Annotated in this window: 19 protein-coding genes and 1 pseudogene; 16 read left to right on the top strand and 4 right to left on the bottom strand. The window is 61.6% G+C overall.

Translation table 11 applies throughout. From position 1 onward, the window contains the following. The first annotated feature begins 70 nt into the window (after positions 1 to 70). The 4 genes from NUH86_RS24585 (at position 71) to NUH86_RS24570 (ending at position 3063) form a co-directional block, all read left to right on the top strand. Positions 71 to 268 carry a hypothetical protein gene (locus tag NUH86_RS24585; RefSeq protein WP_267253237.1) on the top strand — a complete coding sequence of 66 codons (198 nt, stop codon included), beginning with the start codon at positions 71 to 73 and terminating at the stop codon, positions 266 to 268. Positions 269 to 540: 272 nt separating this feature from the next. Continuing rightward, complete coding sequence (locus tag NUH86_RS24580) at positions 541 to 1482, top strand: DUF2493 domain-containing protein (RefSeq protein ID WP_267253317.1); 942 nt, start codon at positions 541 to 543, stop codon at positions 1480 to 1482. Beyond that, the gene (locus NUH86_RS24575; protein ID WP_267253236.1) at positions 1479 to 2222 is read left to right on the top strand and encodes a hypothetical protein; all 744 of its coding nucleotides are present in this window, start codon (positions 1479 to 1481) and stop codon (positions 2220 to 2222) included. Before NUH86_RS24580 ends, NUH86_RS24575 begins: the two co-directional genes overlap by 4 nt. Before the next feature lie 433 nt (positions 2223 to 2655). Next, positions 2656 to 3063, top strand: a complete 408-nt coding sequence (locus NUH86_RS24570; RefSeq protein ID WP_007682669.1) for a single-stranded DNA-binding protein — start codon at positions 2656 to 2658, stop codon at positions 3061 to 3063. Positions 3064 to 3138: 75 nt separating this feature from the next. On the opposite strand, the gene NUH86_RS24565 is transcribed toward NUH86_RS24570, so the two are convergent. Continuing rightward, positions 3139 to 3573: a thermonuclease family protein gene (locus NUH86_RS24565; RefSeq protein ID WP_267253316.1), complete on the bottom strand. Its 435-nt coding sequence runs from the start codon at positions 3571 to 3573 to the stop codon at positions 3139 to 3141. Between the two features lie 305 nt (positions 3574 to 3878). Between NUH86_RS24565 and NUH86_RS24560 the strand changes: the two genes are divergently transcribed. From NUH86_RS24560 to NUH86_RS24550, 3 genes are all read left to right on the top strand, one after another. Beyond that, on the top strand, positions 3879 to 4043 hold the full coding sequence (locus NUH86_RS24560) for a hypothetical protein (RefSeq protein WP_267253235.1): 165 nt from the start codon (positions 3879 to 3881) through the stop codon (positions 4041 to 4043). A gap of 93 nt (positions 4044 to 4136) precedes the next feature. Continuing rightward, positions 4137 to 4658 (top strand): hypothetical protein, encoded by a 522-nt coding sequence (locus NUH86_RS24555; RefSeq protein ID WP_267253234.1) that lies wholly within the window; start codon positions 4137 to 4139, stop codon positions 4656 to 4658. Positions 4659 to 4830: 172 nt separating this feature from the next. After that, the gene (locus NUH86_RS24550) at positions 4831 to 7086 is read left to right on the top strand and encodes an AAA family ATPase (RefSeq protein WP_267253233.1); all 2256 of its coding nucleotides are present in this window, start codon (positions 4831 to 4833) and stop codon (positions 7084 to 7086) included. A gap of 46 nt (positions 7087 to 7132) precedes the next feature. Here the strand turns inward: NUH86_RS24550 and NUH86_RS24545 are convergent, their stop codons facing one another. Genes NUH86_RS24545 through NUH86_RS24535 form a run of 3 tightly spaced genes read right to left on the bottom strand, consistent with a single transcriptional unit; the run spans position 7133 to position 11597 of the window. Next, entirely contained in the window at positions 7133 to 8443 is a 1311-nt protein-coding gene (locus NUH86_RS24545) for an McrC family protein (protein WP_267253232.1), read from the bottom strand. Beyond that, a complete protein-coding gene (locus NUH86_RS24540) occupies positions 8443 to 11244 on the bottom strand; it encodes an AAA family ATPase (RefSeq protein ID WP_267253231.1) in 2802 nt (933 codons plus the stop codon). Before NUH86_RS24540 ends, NUH86_RS24545 begins: the two co-directional genes overlap by 1 nt. A gap of 8 nt (positions 11245 to 11252) precedes the next feature. After that, positions 11253 to 11597, bottom strand: coding sequence for a DUF4268 domain-containing protein (locus NUH86_RS24535; protein ID WP_267253230.1), 345 nt, complete (start codon positions 11595 to 11597; stop codon positions 11253 to 11255). 208 nt (positions 11598 to 11805) lie between these two features. Between NUH86_RS24535 and NUH86_RS24530 the strand changes: the two are divergent. From NUH86_RS24530 to NUH86_RS24490, 9 genes and pseudogenes are all read left to right on the top strand, one after another. Continuing rightward, positions 11806 to 11895 (top strand): annotated as a pseudogene (locus NUH86_RS24530) (DUF3768 domain-containing protein); the annotation flags it as partial. 185 nt (positions 11896 to 12080) lie between these two features. Further along, positions 12081 to 12257 carry a hypothetical protein gene (locus tag NUH86_RS24525; RefSeq protein WP_267253229.1) on the top strand — a complete coding sequence of 59 codons (177 nt, stop codon included), beginning with the start codon at positions 12081 to 12083 and terminating at the stop codon, positions 12255 to 12257. A 13-nt stretch (positions 12258 to 12270) separates the two neighbouring features. After that, positions 12271 to 13035 (top strand): ParA family protein, encoded by a 765-nt coding sequence (locus NUH86_RS24520; RefSeq protein ID WP_267253228.1) that lies wholly within the window; start codon positions 12271 to 12273, stop codon positions 13033 to 13035. Next, complete coding sequence (locus NUH86_RS24515; RefSeq protein WP_267253227.1) at positions 13035 to 13967, top strand: ParB/RepB/Spo0J family partition protein; 933 nt, start codon at positions 13035 to 13037, stop codon at positions 13965 to 13967. The genes NUH86_RS24520 and NUH86_RS24515 overlap by 1 nt, the downstream gene beginning before the upstream one ends. Before the next feature lie 250 nt (positions 13968 to 14217). Next, complete coding sequence (locus tag NUH86_RS24510; RefSeq protein ID WP_267253226.1) at positions 14218 to 14754, top strand: plasmid mobilization protein; 537 nt, start codon at positions 14218 to 14220, stop codon at positions 14752 to 14754. Further along, entirely contained in the window at positions 14747 to 15853 is a 1107-nt protein-coding gene (locus tag NUH86_RS24505) for a relaxase/mobilization nuclease domain-containing protein (protein WP_267253225.1), read from the top strand. The genes NUH86_RS24510 and NUH86_RS24505 overlap by 8 nt, the downstream gene beginning before the upstream one ends. 145 nt (positions 15854 to 15998) lie before the next feature. Then, a complete protein-coding gene (locus tag NUH86_RS24500; RefSeq protein ID WP_267253224.1) occupies positions 15999 to 16601 on the top strand; it encodes a DUF6088 family protein in 603 nt (200 codons plus the stop codon). 125 nt (positions 16602 to 16726) lie between these two features. Beyond that, a complete protein-coding gene (locus NUH86_RS24495; protein WP_017503541.1) occupies positions 16727 to 16960 on the top strand; it encodes a helix-turn-helix transcriptional regulator in 234 nt (77 codons plus the stop codon). Then, positions 16957 to 18231: a type II toxin-antitoxin system HipA family toxin gene (locus tag NUH86_RS24490; protein WP_267253223.1), complete on the top strand. Its 1275-nt coding sequence runs from the start codon at positions 16957 to 16959 to the stop codon at positions 18229 to 18231. The genes NUH86_RS24495 and NUH86_RS24490 overlap by 4 nt, the downstream gene beginning before the upstream one ends. Positions 18232 to 18244: the final 13 nt, after the last annotated feature.

The following is an 18244-nucleotide window of genomic DNA, read 5'->3' as shown; positions in this document are numbered from 1 at the left end:
GAGGCAATCGGCACAATGTCAGCTCAGGTGGACGGATGATGGGGACCCGGACCCGATAAGCGCGGGGACCATGGGAGACGCCGCACGATGGGGCGGATCGAGCATGGCGGTGGGAATGGCGGCGATCCCGCAGGAAGCCCACCAGGCCGGCCGTCATATGGACCGGCCGCGTGCGGTGATTGAGCCGCATGTTGGAGACGGGCGTGCCGACGACGGACCGGTTCGGCACGCCCGTCCCATCCCCACGAGCGAGCGCGGCACTGCATAGTCGCTGTTCCGGCCAGCAAGCGCCTGCTCTTCCCGTTGAGACCTTGGCCCCTCGCCAGAGGATGCGCATGCTTGGGCCATCGCGCTGGCGGCCGCAACCCGGGGCCAATCCGGCCGAGTTGGCGCTTGCGCGCCTGCCCGCTCCACCTGGCATTGTCCCGGGTTTCCCTTGGGCTTTGCCCGGCGGTGCTGCCGCCGCTTCCTTCGATGGCCCGGAGGCTGCGCATCCGGCGGATGGGCCGCCGGCCCCAAGTGGAACGAAAGGCAAAGCTCATGACCAGCACTCTCTCAGCGATACTCTCCGCGCTCGAACTCGGTCATCTTGATCGCACCAGCGACCTGCGCACCCTAGAGGCGCCGCCCCCCGCCGAAGCCATGGAACAAACTGTCAGCGCTGTCTGGAGCGATCTTTTCGCGCTTTTTCCCTTTAGTGCGCTCGAGCGCGACATCGAGGATCTGGGCTGGGGCCTGGTCAATCTTTTCCACCGCGCCGCCGCCAAGAAGCACCAGATGATCGACCGGCTGACGGACGAAATTCGGCTCGTGCTCGCCGAGCAGGATGGCTCGGAGGTCGCGACCGCCGACCTTGAGGACAAGATCGATCTCGCCCGCAAGATCGAGCAGTCCGCCGAGGCTTATGAGACCATGCGCGACACGGCGGCCCGCCATTATCTCCACGAGACGGGCCGTTCCTGGGTGCCGGCGTCGGGCAACCGCATTTCGCTCGGCACGACCGCGGCGATCGTCGATGGCCGGTCCTATCTCCAGGCGCGGCGAGAAAGGGTGCGCGATGCCAATATGGTCCATGGCACGCCCGTGATCTTCGCCGGCGGGCGGCTGCGTTTCGCCAGCGACGACGATGCCAAGCAGTTCGCGGATAACCTGTTGCGAACGCTCAATGCCGTTCGTGAGCGGGTGGGCGACATGTATCTCGTCCATGGCGGCGACATGAAAGGCATTGAGCGCCTGGCCGCGTCCTGGGCCGAGCAGAACGGTATCCAGCAGCTGCGGTTCGGGCTCGATCGCAAGCTCGGCGATCGCGCGGGGTTCCGCCGCAATGAGCAGATGCTTTCGGTCAAGCCGCGCTACGTCATCGCCTTTCAAGGCAATGGTGTCACTGAAAGGCTGGTGATCGAGGCCAAGGCGCGCGGCATCCACGTCGTTGATCGCCGCGGACCGCTTGGCACGCCGCCAGCGTCGCGATCCTGCGGTTGATCCGCCGCGCCGGCCGCTTCGGCGGCCGGCTTTCCCCGTTTCGAAATGCTGCAAATGCCGGAGGGGAGGAGGGCAGGACGGTGGCGTCCTGTTTTCCCGGAGGTTTGCACCATGTTCATGCCCGATCACCCCACGGCGCGCGCGCTCCTGGCTTTTCGCACGGCGTATGGCCGCTACTGGAAAGCGAAGCTGTTGTTCTTGTGGTCAACCGGCCGCGACATCGAAGAGGCGCGTGCCTGCGCCAGTTGCGCAACCAGGCCGGCCCGGCATGGCTTCGCCGGCTATCGTCGCACCGCTGGCGCGCGATCGAGAGATTGGCGGAGCTCGGCGATCGGCAGGCCGCCTCGATCTTCCTTGATCGCGCGCGCGAGTTTCACGAAGGGGCACGCTTTGGAGCTACCGTTGCCTCTGCCCCGGCGCTGCACCTGCTGGCGATATCCTGCGAGCTGGGACTCAAAGCCTATCTTATGAGCCGGGGCTGGTCGCACGAGGAGGTCGCGAGCGATATCGGTCACGACCTCCTTACCGCCTTTGAAGAGGCGCGACAGCTCGGCCTCCCGTCCCGGAGCCGTATTCTCGTCGATGTTCTTACAAGCCTCGGTCCCGCCTATGCCGCGCATCGCATCGACGCGCTGGTGGCGGATGGTTATGTTTGCGATTTCGCGGCCGCACTGCGCGCGACGGGCTCGCTCCTCGATGCCGTGGCGGCCGGACTAAGCCTGCCGATGCCGGCGCCGTAACTGCGCCTTCTTGCCTATCCCCTTGCATAAGCATGCCATCGTTTGGGTTCCGCCGGACCGCGGCGCGGAACATGGTCCGTTCGCCGCGCGGTTTGAGGCGGCGGGCGGGGCAAAGTCGAGTTTGAGGTTCGCCAAGCTGTTGGACCGGCGTGGTCCCATAGCTCGCGGATGCCCATGATTACCATGGAGGGGTTCCTGGCACGGCCAAGCGACGAAACGTCCTTCTCCTCATCTGACCCCTAAGTCGGCCATCCAGCCCATCCAACCCGCGAGCCCTCGGGCCGAGTTGCCGTGTCCCACGGCTGCCCGCACCACCCCTTGTCTCGGGGTTTCCCGGCGCTGCGCCTGCCGGTGGATGGTCCGTCCTGTCCGCCTTGGCCGGGGATCAGTCGAAGGGACGGTCCCTTGGACCCAGTTCGAAGGAACTTCAGCCATGCAGAATCTCGTCATCCTCGCCGGCAATGTCGGCGCCACGCCCGAAGCCCGCACCACCCAGGGCGGCACCCGTATCACCCATTTCAGCCTGGCCACCTCGCGCCCGAAGCGCGACAGCAACGGCAAGATCCTCCGCGACGACAATAACCGCCGGCTCGAGGATACCGAATGGCATCGGATCACCTGCTTCAACGGGGTCGGCAAGACGGTCGAGCAGTATGTCGACAAAGGCATGAAGGTCATGGTCCGTGGCCGCATTCACTACACCCGCTGGACCGACAACGAGAATATCGAGCGCTACGGCGTCGAGATCATCGCCGATGAAGTGACCTTCCTCACCCGCGCCAAGGCGAACGACAACGCAGGCGGTGGCCATGAGCCTGAGGACGATGAAATCCCATTCTGAGACCGGTCCCATCAGGCCCGGCGGCGTCGCCGCCGGGCCTCCTTTCCTGTTCAGGCACGAAATGACGCAAGCGGTTCAACGGGATCGGCATCGCCCCTGGGCATGGCGATCCCAGCGCAGCACGGTGCCGGTGCGGATCATAGCGCAGCTCAGGTCGCCGATAGAGGGCGCGGCGCACCAGGCGCCGGTCCTGTTGCCGCGCGCATTGCCGGTTGAAAGGCAGCGCATGGTGGGACCATCGACCAGAATGTGGCCCGTGCTGGTCCGCCCCTGAGCGCCGCCGAGCAGATTAACAAGAGCGTCACGGGCGGCAAGGGCACTCGCCTCGGGGCAAGGCTGACCTGGCCGGCAACTCCCGTCCATCTCTCGCGCTGCAATTCCGGCGAGGCGGACATGTATGCCTCCGCGGCACCAGATCGGTCCATCTCCATCCCAGACGCGGGTAGGTGTGCAGGTGAAGACCTGGCCATCGGGAATGACGGTGGCGGCAAGCAGGAGTGCGAACAGCATAGCGGCGACACTAGCCCAGAGGCACGTGCTTGTCATGGTGTGCCATCCGTCAGACCGGCGGGGCGGGAGTAACCGCCTAGGCAAATATCGGCGGGATCACGGGGTCTGGCCGGCGGGTCTACCCGCTCTCAATCGGGCGCAATCCTTGGTCCGACCGGCGGCCTTTTGCGATCAACCCGCAAGGGGTCCGGTCGCTGCGCTACGGCTTTTTGGGCTGCGCTAAAAAAGTGATCGCGGCCGCCGGCCGGACACGTCGGGCGCCAGTCGAGCGGGACGGACCCGCCGGCGCGCAAAGGAGCCCCAACATGTTCACCGACATCGCAACCGCTCGTCGTCACGCCTTCAGTCTCTCGCGCAGCCTCATGGTGGTCACCTTCGTCATCGCCATTGGGCAGCAATATGGGGTTATCACCTCGGAGGATGCGGACGGCAGCGTTGCCCTGGTGGCCGAATATGATCCATTCGCCTGATGGCTCCTCCGGGAGCCTACGGCTCCCGGCTTTGCCATGGAGGACGTGTCATTGATTCAACGAAAATAAAGGGAGCAGCGCTAGGCGTTTGGCATGGATGACGGTGCGCCAATCGAAATTGCCAGCGATGATCCCTTATGGAACCAGGCGATCCAAGATGTGAACGCGTGGCGCGGCGCGTGTCTGCAGCATTTCTCGGCGGCTGAAGCGGCCGTCACCGAAACGCTGCTCCTTCTCAAGGCCATTCCGGGTAGAGGGGAGGCAGTACGGTTGCGGCATTTGATCGGTCAGCGTTTCGATGACCTCAGCAAACTTATCGAGGCGGATGGCGCTTTCGCAAAGGAAGGCAAGGCGGCGGGTAAGGCTCTATTGGATCTCCGCACGCTCGAGGGTCTACGGTCATTTCTGGCTCATGGTCAGGCAAAGATCGCGCTTGAGCGAACCGGCAAATGGACCGTGATATTGCGCCATGTCTCGATCCGCGGGCAGCAAGCTGAACGCTTGATGCTGCTTTTCGAGCAAGCCGAAGCTGACGAAAGGCTCGTCGATCTGAAGCGCAAAAGCCAGAAGCTGTGCTCCGTTCTTGGCAATTTCCGGCGAACCGTAAAGATCTGAACGGGCGGTTCCGGCGATGCCGGACCGGGCTCTAGGCTTCGCCCTGAGCCTTGGCTTTCCAAGTCTCAGCCCATTCGGGTGACGATCCCTGCCGCGGGCGGTGCGCTATTTTGCCAGTGAAGCTCTCTTCCTCGGGCGTCGGCTGTGATAGGTTACGAGTAGAGGGGGAAGAATGCTTACTCAGATCAAGAAGATTAAGGGCTTAGGCGTTTTTGGCGATTACGCGGCGGCCGCCGATTTTCCCGCCTTTGGCCGCTACAACGTAGTTTATGGCGAGAATGGCTCTGGCAAAACAACCCTCTCGCGGCTGCTTGCCTGCCTGGAATCGGGTGAGCATCCCGATCACCCCGATCTTGAGTTCACAGTTGAATCGCAGTCCGGCCAGCTCACGAAGGGAGTGAAGTATGGCCGCCGCGTACGTGTCTTCAACAGCGACTTTGTTGAAGCGAATATCGGTCGTTTCGACGGGCCGCTTCGGCATATTCTCATCCTCGGCGAAGAGAACAAGGCCATTGCCGAGGAGCTGAAGGCTGAAATCGCCATTCGCGACGATCGAGTAAAGCGTGTCCAGGCCAATGAGGCTGCCGTGGTCAAGCTTGTGAATGACAAGGGCAAGTTGTTTTCCGCCATCGCCAAGACCATTGGTGAGGCCACCAGCGGGTCAACCCTTCGCAGTTATCGCAAGCCCGACGCTGAAGCAGCCTACGTCAAGCTTGGGGATGAGAGGGCTCTATCCGAAGGCGAATACGAGGTTCATCGCGGCACCGTTCGTCAGGAGCAAATGCCCGAGATTAACCCGCTCACCATCCCGCGGGGTCCCGAACGACCGGGGCAGGAGCCCATCAGCGCCTTGCAGGCTGCCGCTGGCGCCGGGGATCGTGCCAAGGCACTGACGATGCGTTCGGCGCAGTCGGCCGTCATCGCCCGTCTTGCGGAAAACCCCGATATAGCCCTCTGGGCCGAACAAGGCGTTGGTATCCATGCCAAACATGCAACCGGTCGCTGCGAATTCTGCGACCAGATCATGCCTGCTGACCGCCTCAGGGCACTTTCCGACCATTTCAGTGTCGAAGACCAAAGGCTGAAGGAAGAAATCGACGCGGAGCGCCTCAGCCTCCGCGCCATCATCGATGCGCTTGGCAGGACGGCGCTGCCCGATCGTCTGATGTTCTATTCCGAACTTCGAGCAGATTACGACGCCGCGCAGACATCGGTTGAAGCTGAGCTCGCGACCCTGCAGCTGAGCCTGGAGAAGATCGATGGGATCCTGACCGAAAAGCTGACCTTGCGGACCACGGCTTATGAGCCGGAAATCGCCTGTGATACGATACAGCTGACCGCAGCGCTGGGCATGATTAAGGCGCTCATCGCGCGCCATAATGACAAAACGGCAGGCTTCGAGCGAGAGAAGCGGGCGGCCCGCGACGCCATTGAGGCGCATCATCTTCTGTCCATCAAAGCCGATGTCGAAGAATTAACTGACAAGGCTGCAAAGCTGAATGCTGAAATCGAACTGTGGCAAAACGGCGGTGAGGATCTTGAGGACAAACGCGGGATCGAGGCTCTGTCTCAGTCAATTCGAGAGAAGCAAGCCAAGGTTTCAAGTGCACATGCGGGCGGGCTTGGCCTGACCGACCTTCTCAAACAGTTCCTTGGCAGGACGGAGCTACGCTTTGAGTCCGGCGATGAGGGCTATCGCGTCCTGCGGCGCGGCAAGCCGGCCAAGCGCCTGAGTGAGGGCGAAAAGACAGCCGTCGCCTTCATCTATTTCCTCGTGCAACTTAAGGATCAGGATTTTAACATTGGCGAAGGAATCGTCGTCATCGACGATCCGATTTCCAGTCTTGATGCTTCGGCGATCTATCAGGCCTTCGCATTCCTCAAGAACGAGACCCAGCGCGCGAAGCAACTATTCATCCTGACCCATAATTTTGAATTCCTTAAGTTAATCATAAACTGGCTGCAGAATGTGCGCGGCCAAGAAAATACGAAATCCTATTCGATGGTGCTATGCACGGAGACTGAAGAAGGTCGATCTGCGAGGATAACTCCGTTGGATAGGCTTTTGATCGATCATGCGACCGAGTATCACTATCTCTTCAAGGTGCTCCATACATTCAAATCAGATGGAACGATTCTCGGTTGTTACCATGTTCCAAATATTTCTCGTAAAGTACTTGAGACGTTTCTCGACTTCCATGTTCCATCGCGCAAGTCGCTTTATCAGAAAATGGATGACGTGGATTATGACCCGATCAAAAAGACGGCAATTTATAAATTTGCAAATGACCTGTCGCACCATACAGGAAAGAGTTTTGATCCTGCCCTCGTGGCAGAGGCGCAAAAGAACGCAGAATATTTATTGGATATGATTAAGTCTGTGGCGCCGCTTCACTACGAAGGCTTGAGAAAACTCTCCGAGACGTAATCTGGTTCTCCGTCCCCATCTGTTGAAGTGCATTGTCTGTCAGCGTTTAGGATGCGCTGAGGGCGGCATCTTCGCACAGGAGCAGGCGGCGCAGGCGCGCAAGCATGTCGACGCTGCTCGACACATCGACGGTCGCTGTCTCTAAAAGGGTTGTGTGGCCGGTGATGCGGTGCTGGGCGTGGACCGCCTCTGTCATGCCCAAGCCTGGATGGTGCGGATATAGCAGCGTTAGCCGCGGAGCATGATAAAGCTGCGCATAGGCCATCATCTGATAGATGTCGGCTTGGGAGACCCCCTGCTTGGGATCATCCATTCGTGATGCGATCCTTTTCCATTTGGTGTCGATCACATGTACCACGACGCCCGAACGACGGATCAGAATGTCCGGTTTGGTCTGGAACAGGCCGCGGCCGCTGTCCTCGGCAGAGAGGCAGAACAATCGCCCGCCCTGCAGAGATACGGTAAACTCCGTTCCGGCAAGCGCGCGTGCTATCAGCCGCCCGACATACTCCTCAAACAAGGTGTTCATTTCGAAGAGGAGGGCGGTCCCCTGACCGGTGCCGCCGGTCGTTGTTTGGTAGCGGCTCTGGAGGAGAAGCCGGGCCATGCCGAACAAGTCTCGCCAAGGACGATTGGTGCGATCGATGACCGCTTCATCCCATCGTAGGCCCGACACCGGTACATCGGTTATGTCCGCGTAGACGAAGGCGAGTTCGCGCAATCGCTGTTGGTTGGCCGGACGACGCGATATGCGGGACACGTGCGAAATGGCCGCCTTCATGATGCGGTTGAGCGCTATGTCCTCCGACAGAAGATCGAAGCGGCAGGCCAGGCGGGATGGGTTGACGGCATGGCGGGTGAACTGCCGGGTAATGTCGAGCCTGCCGCGCAGTGTCGGCAGATCTTCCTCATGCCCGACATAGCGACGCGGCGTGCCCTTGCGCAGGGCTTCGGTCAGCTTGTCGCAGAAGATGCGGATCAGGATTTCAAGCAGCGTTTCGCGCTGCCAGGCAAGATCAGTCACCGCACCAAGGTCGATTTTGAGATCGAGCGCGACAGCCAGCATGTGGATCAGGCGTTTTCGGATCGCCGCATTTTGATGATCGATCGTTTCGCCTGGCGCTACGTCTATCTTGGGTAGAATCTCCAAGCTGCAATCGCGGGCCGCCAGAATTCCTACCACGCCCCGCGCGCGCAAGGCGTGTCGACCGTGGTCGAGCACGCCGCCTCCGCCCCGCCCGGCAAATGCCGATTGGGCGGCTAGGCTGGCCAGCTTATCAGCGTGGTGCGGGGGAATCTGGACCGCGCCGTCGCCATAAGTGAGTTTGTCCCACTCGCGAACGATGTAGGATGGCATCAGATTTCGAATTCCGAAAAATCGAAGCTTGCCTTCACGCTCCAGCGCAGCTTGTCGCCCCCAAATTCATCTTCAGCAAAGCTCGCCGGCGTGGAAAGCCTTTTTGCCCCAATGAACCGAGCACCCGCCGCGCCGTCGCTGTCGCCGAGTACGGCAGCGACCTTTGACCAGTCCTCATAGAAATACTCGGCCAGAAGCGGGATGACCTTGTGGCGCATGACGTCCTCGACGTCCGCACGTCTGCGGCATCCTGTGAAATAGGCGTGACCGATTTGGTGTTCTCGATCGAAAAGATACTCGATCCGTTCATTGATGGTTCGCATCAGTTTGCACAGATCGATTCCGTCGACATTATTGGCGTCGATTTGCTTTGCCGCCAGCGCTCCGCGAAGCGCTTCGGTGTCTGGCATCAACTCGCGGAACGTGAACCGGCGGCGCAGCGCGGTGTCGAGCAGCGCGATTGAACGGTCAGCGGTGTTCATGGTGGCGATGATGTGAAGGTTCGACGGTACGCCGAAGCTTGTTCCGGAATAGGGTAGCCGGACCCTTACTTCGTTCTCGCAGCCCAAGCGTTTGTCCACTTCGAGCAACGTAATCAGCTCGCCGAACACCCGCGAGATGTTGGCCCGGTTGATTTCGTCGATGACCAGCACATGTGGCCGTGCGCCAGCGACGGGGCGCTCCGCGTTGGGGCCAATGACGACGGTTTCCAGCGCATCCCAATCGATCTCGTCCGGATCCAATCGATAGGCGGACTGCCGCCGAAAGTTCCGCGGGTAGAAGGCGCTTCGCTCTGCGCCCTCGTCATCGCGCCATATCCATTTGACGCTGCGGCGGTGGGGATGGAAACTGGCATCGGGATCGAACCGATATTCGCCGGTCACCTGCCCAAAGGCGCGATAGCTATCCCGTCCATCAGAAATGACCACATAATCATCGATCTGAAGGCCCGATCGGAAAGCGTAGGTCATCTCGATATTGGGGTCCTTGCCGGAGGCATCGGGATCCTTTTTCTCGTTCCACTCCTTCCGAATTTCTTCGAAATCGTCGAAGCGTTCGTCGGACCAGTCGATATCGCCACCCCAGCCCAGATGGATCAGCGCGCCGTCGAGCCCTTCCTTAATGCGATCCTCTTGATTGCCGCGCTGTCCGAGGGCGATCTTATAAATCGATCTCGAGCGGTCGAGCCGGCGCGTGGGCGCATCACCCGTGTCGAGCCGCGCCCTTTCGCTGATGAGCTTGAAGACACCGGCATGCGGCTTGAGGCTGAAGCCGCCTGATGCGGTAACATCCTGCTCCTGGTCACCCTCCAGCTCGGTTCGGGTCGTCGGCCTCAATCCTTCGACGAAATCCTCATAAGAGAAGGACTGGTGGAAGGTGACGAACTCGATCTGCCCTTCGCCAGCGAGGCGGCGATATTCGGCCATCAGGCGATCCCTGTCGTGGCGCAATTGCGCCGCCGCAGCGTCTCCGAGACAGAGCCGCACGGCTTCCCACGCCGTGGCGTAGGTCTTGCCGGTTCCGGGCGGGCCGTACAGGATCAGGTTCGTGGTTTGCGGCAGTTGTTTTTCCGGTAGCAACGGCTCGTCCGACGGTGTTGTATCTTCCTGGGCGTTGCGGTCGATCACGAGAAAACCAAGCCGCGTAAGCATGTCGCGCGACCGGGTTGCATCGACGATTTTCGTTGATGGCCCGAGGATCGCGCGTAACCCGACATTGGCAATCGCCTTTGCAGGATAATGCCTGCCCTTTTCCTCCACCCAATAGCTGTTGGGATTTCTGAAATCATGCGTGGTGAGAAACTGCTGAACGCCTAGCGCATCGCATTCAGCCATTGCCTCAATGACGGCCTCGCGGGTCAGTTGCATAATATCCTCGTGGATTGCCTCGTACCAGTCCAGCACGGCGGTCAGCGTCGATAGCTGGGGAATAACTGCTTTGATGACACGTCGCGCTTGCATGTCGCCCGGCGGATTGTGCCGCAAGCGGCTCGGAAGATTGGTTTGACGGCCTTGGCTCGGAAGATAGGTGTCGAATTTCTCGCAAGGCGGCGGCGGTGCGTCCGCATCGTCCTCTAGCCACAGGCGGACGCTTTTCCCCTCTAGTTCAAGAGCAATCTGTCTTTCATCATGCAGGGCGAAGCTGATGATCTTCTGGTTGCCTTCGGGTTTGATCGTGGGAATGGGATCGCCATAGCGTCGGCGTAGCTCTCGATCGGCTGCGGCGATGTCAAAATTGCCGTCTGGGTGAAAGGCAAAGGTAAATTTGACCGTCGAGCTATTGGTGGGACCTGCGCGCTCGGCAAGCTCGGCATCAATCATCGCAGTGAATTTCTTGGACCCAAGCGCGCTGCAGATAGCGGGCATGGCGTTGTGAAGATTCATGTCACGATGCACCTGACCTGAGATCACCGTGAAGTGCTTGCGCCCCTCCTGGCGCGCGCTATCGGCATAATGTCTCGCAACAAACTGGCGGATGCGGTCAGCCTGGGATTCATCGACATTAGTCTGTGATGCGTTCAAAAAACGAATATAGGCCGATAAAGCCGATCTGTAGCTGCTCAGGGAATCATAGAGATTTCCCTCAATGGGCATGCCCGAAGGATTGGCCCTACCTGCCGCTTGGTCCGAAGTCGTATAGGTCAGCGCCTGCATGATCGCGGCGCAGCCATCTCGGGCAAAGGCGGCATCAAGATCACCGAAATGCTTTTCTATACGACGCGCATCGGAGAGCCGGGTGGAGATGCTGGAGGTAGCTTGTCCCTCGGCACTGAGCGCAGCCTTGAACGCATGGTCCTGCATAAAGTCAGTCAGCCGAAGCGCGCAAGGCGCGGACCGAATTGATCGATGAAGGCCTTCATCATCGTGATGGCCCATTCATGCTGCTCGTCCCAGTCGGAAACGTCATATCCTCCGTCACGCGTCGCGCGGATAACGGTCTTTTTGACGCTGCCTTCCTTCTCCCATTTCAAACCCATGCCGATGGCCGTATCGATTGTGGCGCGATCAACGACGAGCGCGTTGTAGCGCTGCCGATCTTCGTCGCGATCATTATTGAGATTCACCTGGACCTTATCCTTGGTGACGCTGGTGCTGATATGTGTACCGCGAATCAGGGGTCGCATTGGCGCCCAGTTTGAACCGGGCTTCGCCATGTCCAGACCGGCGGCTTGAGCTTTTTGCGTCAGTTCGCTCAGATAGCGTTCGATTGGTCTTGTCATTCCGTGTCGCTTTCCTCCGCATGAAACTGAAGTTCGAGCAGATTTTAGTTCTGTCGATCTTTCATCTTTCTAGATAGGCAAATTATAGCTCAATGGGGTGACAAACTCTGTCGGGGTCAATGGAGCGCGCGGCTCGTGACGTGATCTCGAGCTTGCCTGGGGCTCACCCGATCCAGCCAATCCCGACGTCACCACTCGGGTTCTGACGATCCTACTCGCCGAGGAATACTGATCGGCACGGCCTCCCCCCGACCGGGGGGATGGCCGTGAAAAGTCTGCTTGAGCAGACTGCGCGCAAAGGATGTCCACGCACCAAGTGCGCTCGGGGAGGGGAGGGTGCACCGGAGCATCGCCCCCGTGCGGCCGATGCAAAGCTGTGAACCGGCGCGGGATCAGACCATTTGAGGAGTTAACGCCATGTCCGCCTATTTCGCCGCGCATCCCGATCACGCGATCCTCTTTGCGTTCGGCTGTTTCGCGCTCACCGTCTACCTGTTCCGCTATGTCGGTCCCGGCATCGGCGGCGGCGGCGACTGGTTATCGCGCGACCATTATGAGCGCAATCTGCGCGACGGTCCGGACGACTATTGCTGAGCTGGCCGCACCGATGAGAACGATCGCCGTGAGCCTTCTCAAGGGCGGGGTAGGCAAGACCTTTCTCGCCACGCATCTCGCCTGGTATCTGGCCGAAGCGGCAGGGCGCCGGGTCGTGTTCGTCGACCTAGACCCGCAAGGCAGTTCGTCGCGCCGTCTAGCCCGCGAGCGGCCGGGTGGCTTCGCGGCCGATCTCTTCGATCCGTCGGCGGCGCTTGCCGCCGACGGTCGGGTCGGTCTCACTTTGCTCGCCGCCGATCAGCGTTTGCAAATGATCAAGGCGGCGCAGGATGTGCGCGACTTTCTCGGCCGCTTTCCTGCGCTCGCGCCCCATTTCGACCTGTGCGTGATCGATACCGGTCCCAAATGGGATGAGCTGACCCTGAGCGCTCTCGCGGTCGCCGACGCAGTGATCGCGCCCGTCCAGGTCGCCGAAGATTCGGTCGAGTGCGCCAAGATGCTGCTGACCGCGCTGCGCAAGGCCGAGGCGGCGAGGGCAGGGCGCAAGATCGATTTCCTCGGATTGCTGCCATCGATGGTCAACCCGTTCGACCGGCGCGAAATAGACAATGCCGTCAAGCTCGCGCACGCGGTGGGCGAGCGGCTGATGTTCCCGGCCTTTATCAAGGCGCGACCGACCTACAAGCATGCCGCGGAAAATCATCGGCCGGTCTGGATGGAGGGTGGTGGCGGCGCCAAGGCGGCGGCCGAGGAAATTCGGCCGATCCTCGCCGAGATCGAACGGCGGCTCGGTTCAGCGCCAGCGGCCGCCATCTGATGGGTAAGTTCGACGAACGCATCGAGGAGTTCGGCCTGCTCGTCGGCGCGCATGAAACAGCGCGCCGGATCGAGGAAATCCCTCTGGATCGAGTCATCCCCGACCCCGGCAATCCCCGGCGCAGTTTCGACGATGACGCCCTGGCCGAGCTTGCGGCCTCCATAGCGGCCCGCGGGCTCTTGCAGCCGATCACGGTTGCGCCCGCCGACGCCGCCGGCTTGCATCGCATCCGTTTGGGCGAGAGGCGCTTTCGTGCCTCCCAACTCGCGGGCCGGGTGACGATCCCGGCGATCATCGTGGCCGAGGGGGAGGGAACCCATCTGCTCGCCGATCAGATCGTTGAGAACGATCAGCGTGCGAACCTGTCTTCGGTCGAGCTCGCTCATGCGATTGCCCGTATGCTCAAGGGCGGCATGAGCCAGGTCGAGATCGCCGCTGCGCTGGGCCGCTCAAAGCAGTTTGTCTCGCTCTATGCAGCCTATGGGGACATGCCTGCCTATCTCCGGGAAGTGCTGCCGCGCGCGTCGATCCGGCTGCTCTACGACCTGCATCGCACAGCCAGGGATTATCCTGCGGAAGTCGAGGCCTATGTGGGCGCCTGGGATGAGAGCGGCGCGACATTGGCGGAAGGCGCACGATTCATTGCCGGACTGAAGGGAAAGACGGACGCTCCCAGTATCGAGGCAGCACAGGTGCAGGCCGCGCCGGTGCCCGCCGTCCGTCCCGAACCGCAGGCAGGGACTGAGCCAGTCGCGCGACCAGGGGCGCAAACGCCAGAGGCCAGCCTTCCCGTTGAAGTTGATGGCCGTCCCGCGCGTCTTGTTCTTGGCCCGCGTGTCGTCGTGATCTTTGGCGATGGTTCTCGGCAGGAGGTGGCGACCGAACGACTTTGCGCCGTGTCTGAGGGACGCCCCGACGCCGCGATGCTCTGACCCTCTTCCTCCGCGTTCGCATTTCCTGTTCGTGTGTATGTCGGCCGTGCCCCTTTTGGGGTGCGGCCTTTTCCGTAGATACGAGCCGGGGCGGCGCCGTCGGCGCCGCCCTCGTGGATCAGGCGTAAATGATAGGCGCATTTTGCCAAATATGGTCGAAGTCTGCTCAAGCAGACTATCAGATGAGTTGAGTGAAGGTGAGGGCCGGATAGGCGTGACGCCGGGGATGTATGACAATAGCCTTTGATGCATGTCCGTCTTCACCTTTCGTCTCGACGATGCAGTCGCTCAGCGCTTCGATGCTGTGGCGGAGAGCGCCGGTGGCCGCTCGGTTTTGCTGCGGCGCCTCGTCATGAATGCAGTGGACGCGGAGGAGGGCGAGCGGTCGGGGCCAGTCCGCCGGCGGGAGCGAGCAACACGGCGGTTTGAGATCCGGCTGAGCGATGCAGAAATTGCCGCGCTGGATGCCGAGGCTGATGCTTTGGGTATGAAGCGCACAGACTGGGTGACAAGGCTGGTGCGCCGCTGGCTGCATTCGGCGGCATCGCTGCCGCTTGAAGAGCGGGCGGCAGTGGCTCAGGCGTGGCGCGAGCTCAACCGGATCGGCATCAATCTCAATCAGGCGACGCGGGCGCTCAATGCCTCGGTGATGGTGGAATCCGGGCTCGATGTTGCCCGCGAGGCGGCGCGGGTGGCAAGCTTCCGGGCGGAAATCGGGACGGCGCTTGCCGGTCTCGGCGCCGCGCTCAAGGGCGATCTTGCCTATTGGGACAGCCTCGATGCTTGAGGAGGAGGGCATCCTGCCGCTGCCCAGCCTCATGGAGGCATGGCGGCCGCCCACCGGCGGGAAACGGATACTGCGGGGGGCTTATGTCCGCGTCGGGCGAGGCGGATCGGGCCGGGGAGGGCCGGGGCGGCCCGTGCCGCTGAGCCAGGCCGAGGCTCGGGCCAAGCTCGAGCGGATCGTGCGCAAGGCCCCGGAGGTCATGGTCAAGGTCTCGGGAAAGCAATATGGCGCGCATCATCTATCCGAGCATTTCGGCTATGTTGCGCGGCACGGGAAGCTTGCGGTACGCTCAAGCGAAGGCGAGATCATTGATGATCCCAAGCGCCTGAAGGAGATCGCGCAGGACTGGGCTATGCTCGACGAGGCGATGAACGAGCATGGCCGCGATCGGCCGACCTCGCTGTCGCTGGTCCTCTCCATGCCCGGCGGTTCGACCGATCCCGAGACGCTGCAGGACGCCGTCCAGGCGTTCGCCCGGATCCTGTTCGAGGACAATCACGCCTATATGCTGGCGCTCCACACAGATACCGATCATCCGCATGTCCATCTGACGGTGGCCACAGAAGGTGCGGACGGCACGCGGTTCAATCCGCGCAAGGCCGACCTCCATCATATGCGAGAGACATTCGCGCATGAGCTACGGGCGCGCGGCATCGCGGCTGAGGCGACGCCCAGGCGGGCGCGCGGTCACGTTCAAAAGCGTGTGCGCTCTGCAGCGCTGCATCTCGATGCTCGGATCGGTCAGGAGGGGCGCCGGCTCAATATGGATGAACTCAACGTGCTGCGCGCCCGGGCCTTTGCGCACGCGCGCGATGAGGAACGGCGGCCGCAAGACGTGATGGCGCTGGTTCGCCAGAAGCAGATACGCGGTGCTTATGCCGAGGCGGCGGTGGCGCTTGCACGTACCGGCGAGGCCGACGACCAGGCGCTTTCCGACGAAATTGCGGGTTTCTTGGCGGCTATGCCGCCGGCGGTCTCCCGACGTCTCGCCCTGGCCCGCGAGATGATGCAGGGGCGGCAAGCGACACAGCCGACGCGCGAGCTGGAGGGTGGAGCTGGTCCCGAGCGGCCAGCGCCGGAGCGTGGGCGGGAGCGTTGATTCGCATGGGGCGGTTTATCTTGCGAAGGGATGCTCCCAACACCAAGTGCTATAATATCTTGGAAAGTCGAGGGAATTAGCGCTTTTTGCGGCCAAATCTTGTTAGAAAAAACCATGTTATTACCTAACAGATAGGAGCATCGACATGCCTGCGGTGGCTGATCGGATTATGAAGCGTGTGCGCGGCAAGGGCCGTGGCTGGGTGTTTACGCCCAAGCAGTTCGTCGACTTCGGTACACGCGGCTCGGTCGACATGGCGCTGTCGCGTCTCGCGCATGCCGGCGACATCCGCCGGATCGGTCGCGGTCTCTACGACTATCCCCGCCAGCATAACACGCTTGGTGCCCTGAGCCCGGATCCCGGGCAGGTGGCCCAGGCGCTCTCCGCGCAGAGCGGCGATGCGCTCGCGCTGTCGGGAGCGGCGGCGGCCAATAGCCTTGGTCTCTCGACGCAGGTGCCCGCCCGGGTAAGCTACGCCACCAGCGGCCGTACGCGCACCGTCAGGGCGGGTGGCCGCACCGTCGCCTTGAAGCACAGCCGCGCGCCCGTGCTTGACGCGCCGGAGTCTGTGAATGCGATCGTTCAGGTGCTCGCGCATCTGGGGAAGGGCAATATAGACGCGGATGCGATCGGGCGCATCGCCGCGCGGCTTGACGATGCCGATACGCGCGTGCTCGTCGCGGGCCGTCCGGCCATGCCGGGCTGGATGGGCGACATTGTCCTGAAGGTCCAGGCAGTGCGCGGTTAAATTTCCCGATAGGGAAAGTTCGAAGACTTAGCGTATGATCGTGCCTTAAATACCCCGATCGGGAAACTTCGGACTTGAATTCTTGTGGCCAGCCGAATATTTCCCGTTCGGGAAAGCGAGGGCATATGCTCGATATGACGATGATCGGCCAGATTGTTCGAGACGAGCGAAAGGAAATGGGGCTGCGCCAGGACGAATTGGCGGCTGCCAGCGGAGTGGGCTTGCGCTTCATCGTTGAACTTGAGCGCGGCAAGGCAACGGCACAGATTGGCAAGGTTATTACGGTTCTTGCGGCTTTAGGCTGCGAGCTTCAGATCCGTCGTCCCGACGGGATCGTGATCGCGGGACAGCCAACATGACCGCCGACATTCTTGAGCGGCTTGTCGTTTGGTCGGATCAGCGGATCGCCGGTGAACTTTCCATCGACCGGGGCGGCGCGATGCATTTCATCTATGCCGACGATTGGCTGGCCGATCCAGCGGCAGGCCCGCTTTCGCACGCGCTTCCCAAGCAAGCAGAGCCATTCGGCGATGCGTTATGTAAGGCCGTCTTTGGTGGACTCCTGCCCGAAGAGGGGCAGCGAACAGCCATCGCGCGGGCGCTCGGTGTATCGCCTGACAACCCCTTTCGATTGTTGGCTGCGCTCGGCGGTGATGTTGCAGGCGCGCTCGCCTTTCTGCCCGAAGGGGAGAAACCGCCGCTGCCCCCTGAAGGTGAGCCGCCCCCTGCGCTGGATGATGCTGAGCTCGCGGTTTTGATCGGTCGCCTGCCGCGCGTACCGATGCTGGCCGGGGAAGGGGGCGCACGACTCAGCTTGGCTGGCGCCCAGGGCAAGCTCCCCGTCGTGCTTGCCGAGGGGCGGGTAGCCGTGCCGCGCGTAGGTGAGCCATCTACGCACCTCATCAAGCCGGAGCCCGATCGCTTTCCCGGCCTTGCCGCCAATGAAGCCTTCTGCCTGGCACTGGCGCGCGCAGTGGGTCTCGATGCTGCCATGGCAGAGTGGCGAGAGGTCGCTGATAAACCCTATTTGCTGGTCACTCGCTACGATCGTCTGGATCGCGAGGGCCATACGATCCGGTTGCATCAGGAGGATTTTGCGCAGGCGCAGGGCGTACCGTCCAACCGCAAATATGCCAGCGAAGGCGGGCCAACCTTCCGCGATTGCTTCGCGTTGGTGCGCCAGGCGACCACCCGGCCGGCACGCGAGGTGCTGAAGCTCGCCGACGCGGCAATCTTCAATGCGATCATCGGCAACGCTGACGCCCATGCGAAGAATTACAGCCTCCTTCGCCAGAGCAAGGGCGAGGTCGTGCTCGCACCGCTGTACGATCTGGTTGCAACCCACATGTGGCCAGAGCTGTCAGCGAAGCTCGCCATGCGTTTCGGCCGTGCCGCTACGCTGGAGGAAATAGATGCCGGAAGCTTTGAGCGCTTTGCTGGCGATACGGGATTGGCTCTACCGTTTCTTCGCCGCCGCGTGGCGGCGCTCGCAGCCCGGGTCCAAGAAGTCATTTCAGGTGGCGTCACCGTGCGAGGGTTAGATGACAGCGCCTGCCTCGGTGAACTCCCGTCAATTGTCCTCGACCGTGCTGCTCGGTTGGCACTGAAGGCACAGTCGCTGGCTTATTAAGATATTGATATCA

It is taken from the genome of Sphingobium sp. JS3065, from assembly GCF_026427355.1.
Lineage (GTDB): Bacteria > Pseudomonadota > Alphaproteobacteria > Sphingomonadales > Sphingomonadaceae > Sphingobium.
Note: the sequence above shows the minus strand (reverse complement) of the source record. Positions and strands in the feature narration are given on the sequence as shown.